Raw genomic sequence first — 2,839 nt, 5'->3', positions numbered from 1 at the left:
ATGGCTCGACGCAGCGCTGGAGAAGGTGCGCCGCCACATCCCCGAATCACGCTGCCGCGCAGTCACCGGCGGCCCCGGCGAGCACCTGGTCGATCACCTCGACACCGCCCAGCAGACAGGCCGCGCCGGTGGTCCCGGACTGCCGTACCCACCAGCCAGTGAGGTCTCGCCCTACCCGAACCCCTACGAGCAGCAGTACGCGCCGCGGCCGCAGAGCGAACTGCGATCGCCCGACTGGGCAGAACAGGAAGTGATCCGGGCCGACTACTGGGGTGGGTACTTCACCCAGGCCATGCAGACCGACCTGGCTTGGCGACGCGACCGGGACGAGCAACTGGCTGCGCAGGACACCGAGACCGGGCAGCCTCCCGGCGGCGACGCATCGCCACACTGACCCGGTTCCCTCACGCGACCCGGCCGGTCACCGGGCCACCAGGCCTCCGGCCCCGACAGTTCGGCGGCCTGTCTCCTTGCCCCGATCTGCAGATCGTTCGCTCAGGGTCGTTCCGCGAGGAACTTCCAACAGCTGCTGTGCTCCTCGATGAATGCGTGGAGCGGCTCCGAGAGCAGGCTCGCGACCGTGAGCACGTCTGTACATCGTGCCGCCAGGTCCAGCGCGAAGAGCGGTTCGTGGTGGGCGACGCGGTTACGCAGCTTATGGAGCCGCACGACCGGGTCGTCGACCTCACGTCGGCTGGTGCCGGGTCGAAAGGCGGTGTGCAGCCGCGGCACCCACAGCGACTCGTGAAGCCGGCGGACCGAGAGGAAGCGCCAGAAGCCGAAGTTCAGCTCAGCAATCACCTTGCCCGGGGCCGGCTGCACGCCAGCCGAGTCCTTGCTTGCCTCGTCGACGGCTCGCTGGATCATCACGCGTGACGTCTCGTTGGCGTCGTAGCGCCGCCCGTTGGCGGCCCTCCGCATCTGCGGCGGGAAGTGCCGAAACGGGTCAAACACCCAGTGTCGGCGATCGGAGCCTCCCTGGCTGAGGGCCCGGTCGTAGGCGTTGCGCAGCGCGACCTCAAGGTGCCCCAGGTCGTGGTGGAACGCCGCAGAGACAGCTGCGTTCCACTCGTAGAGCTGACGCGCCCGGCCGCGGTCACCGTCGGCAGCGTTGACGTAGACGGCGAACCGCGGCGGCGACAACCAGTCTTCAAGCCAGCTGTCATCGTCACTCGCAGCAGTCATCTCGTCCTCTCTGCAAGTGAGCTGCTAAGATGGATAACGAATAGCCCCGGATGGCCCCTGACCCGCGAGGGTCATGTCGCCGGGGCTTTGTACTGTCTGCGGCGCGCTGGTTGACCGCACTGAACCTGTTCTTCGACCCGCTCGCAAACCCCAGGCACTGGCTCAGCGGTCGATGTCAGCGAGCTCATCGAGCCGCCGGATCGCGGTAGCGAGCGCGGCTTGGCTGGTATCGAGCGCGCGGCGCAGTTCCGTGATGATCGCAAAAAGTCCCGCCCGCGCCGGATCCTGGGGTGGTGGCGCCGCGATCACAAACGTGCCGTAACCCTGCCTCGGCTCGAGCAGGCCTTCTTCTTGGAGGAGCTTCTGAGCACTGCGGACGGTGTTGAGTCCCGACACGTCGTACTCCTGCTGCAGGGCCGAGATACTCGGTATGGCTGACCCGATCGGCCACTCGCCGGCGGCGATGCGGCGCCGGAGGTCGTCAGCGATCTGCCGGTAGCGCGGGCCTTCCGTTGCCGTCATGTCTTTCAAGTTATCAGAGGACTAGAGGTCTTAGTCAAATAGGGGGTGGGCGAGGATCGAGACAGGCGCCAGGCCATGCAGGCCAACCTGGCTTGGCGGCGCGACCGGGACGAGCAACTGGCCGCGCCGAACACCGACAGCAGCCAGCCCGACGGCCCCCGCCGCACTGAACCCGTACAGAACGGAGCGTGCGTTCACACCCTCGGCGGATGAGGCGTGCCCGAGCTGAGATCCTCCTGGGCTGTGAGCACGACGTACAGCGGCATCGTCACGCTGATCGGCTTGGCCCTGGCGGTCGGCGGTGTGGTGTGCGGCGTGAAGGCCTTCGTCGAGACGCTCCACGAGCACGACCCGACGCCGGTGTTCCCGGGGGCCGCGCGCCAGCTCGACCGAGCGCGAGCACTACTCCAGCGCCGCAAGCGAGTGCACGCCGCTGAGGTCCACATGACGTCGACCGGACAGGCCACCGTCACGGTCACAAGTGGCGGCGGCGCCCATCTCACCGTCGGCAAGGCAGATGAGAGCGTCGACGAACGCTTCGCACGTCTCGAGGCGGGGCTCGCCAAGCTCGCCGCTCAGATGATCGCAGGCCGAGCAGAAGTCCAGGGCGAACTCGACCGCGCGACGAAGCGGATCGTCGAGCAGGGTGACCGTCTGGACGTCGCGGATGCCGGGCTGCGGGCACTCGCAAAGTCTGTGGCTGTATCCACGGCCCGGCTGCAATTATGGGGACTGATCCTGGTCGGCTGCGGCACCGTCTTGATGGCCGTGCCGGCCATCGTTGCAGTATTCGTAGTCTGACCTGGCCGGTCGCATCAGTGCTGCTCCTACCCGGTCGTCGGGAGTCGGGCGATGCCGAGATCGGCCCGGACCCCCATGAGAAACTCCTGCTGGGCGGAGTGCAGAGCGACGATCTCCCGTCGGAGGTCTTCGACAGCCTCGTCAGGCTCCTTGTCTACCTGCGCGGCGGCGATGTGGGTTATCACGATGTGCTTCCAGCACTCGCCGGCAAGGCGCACGACCTCCGTAGACCCGAAGATCTGGACGACGGAGAACTGGTTGAGGCTGGCTGTGACGTGGTCGTAGGGCTCCCAGGTCTCGGGGGAGATGTGCAGTTGTCTGCCATATTCCC

General features: G+C 67.1%; 5 protein-coding genes. 2 read left to right on the top strand and 3 right to left on the bottom strand.

What is annotated here, in order from left to right; all coding sequences use genetic code 11:
• The coding region (locus PSU4_RS31705) for a hypothetical protein (RefSeq protein ID WP_186817284.1) at window positions 1-394 on the top strand (394 nt) is incomplete at its 5' end.
• Between the two features lie 101 nt (window positions 395-495).
• Here PSU4_RS31705 and PSU4_RS30725 read toward each other — a convergent pair.
• A complete protein-coding gene (locus PSU4_RS30725; protein ID WP_147116161.1) occupies window positions 496-1,185 on the bottom strand; it encodes a hypothetical protein in 690 nt (229 codons plus the stop codon).
• A gap of 162 nt (window positions 1,186-1,347) precedes the next feature.
• Window positions 1,348-1,707: a GntR family transcriptional regulator gene (locus PSU4_RS30720; RefSeq protein ID WP_147116159.1), complete on the bottom strand. Its 360-nt coding sequence runs from the start codon at window positions 1,705-1,707 to the stop codon at window positions 1,348-1,350.
• A 243-nt stretch (window positions 1,708-1,950) separates the two neighbouring features.
• Here PSU4_RS30720 and PSU4_RS30715 point away from each other — a divergent pair, with 243 nt between their 5' ends.
• Window positions 1,951-2,508, top strand: coding sequence for a hypothetical protein (locus PSU4_RS30715; protein WP_147116157.1), 558 nt, complete (start codon window positions 1,951-1,953; stop codon window positions 2,506-2,508).
• 26 nt (window positions 2,509-2,534) lie between these two features.
• Here the strand turns inward: PSU4_RS30715 and PSU4_RS31700 are convergent.
• On the bottom strand, window positions 2,535-2,839 hold a 305-nt coding region (locus tag PSU4_RS31700), incomplete at its 5' end, for a hypothetical protein (RefSeq protein ID WP_186817283.1).

Origin of the sequence: Pseudonocardia sulfidoxydans NBRC 16205, assembly GCF_007989085.1 — a bacterium.
Lineage (GTDB): Bacteria > Actinomycetota > Actinomycetes > Mycobacteriales > Pseudonocardiaceae > Pseudonocardia > Pseudonocardia sulfidoxydans.
The sequence above is the reverse complement of the archived record's forward strand: the minus strand, read 5'-3'. Positions and strand labels throughout refer to the sequence as shown.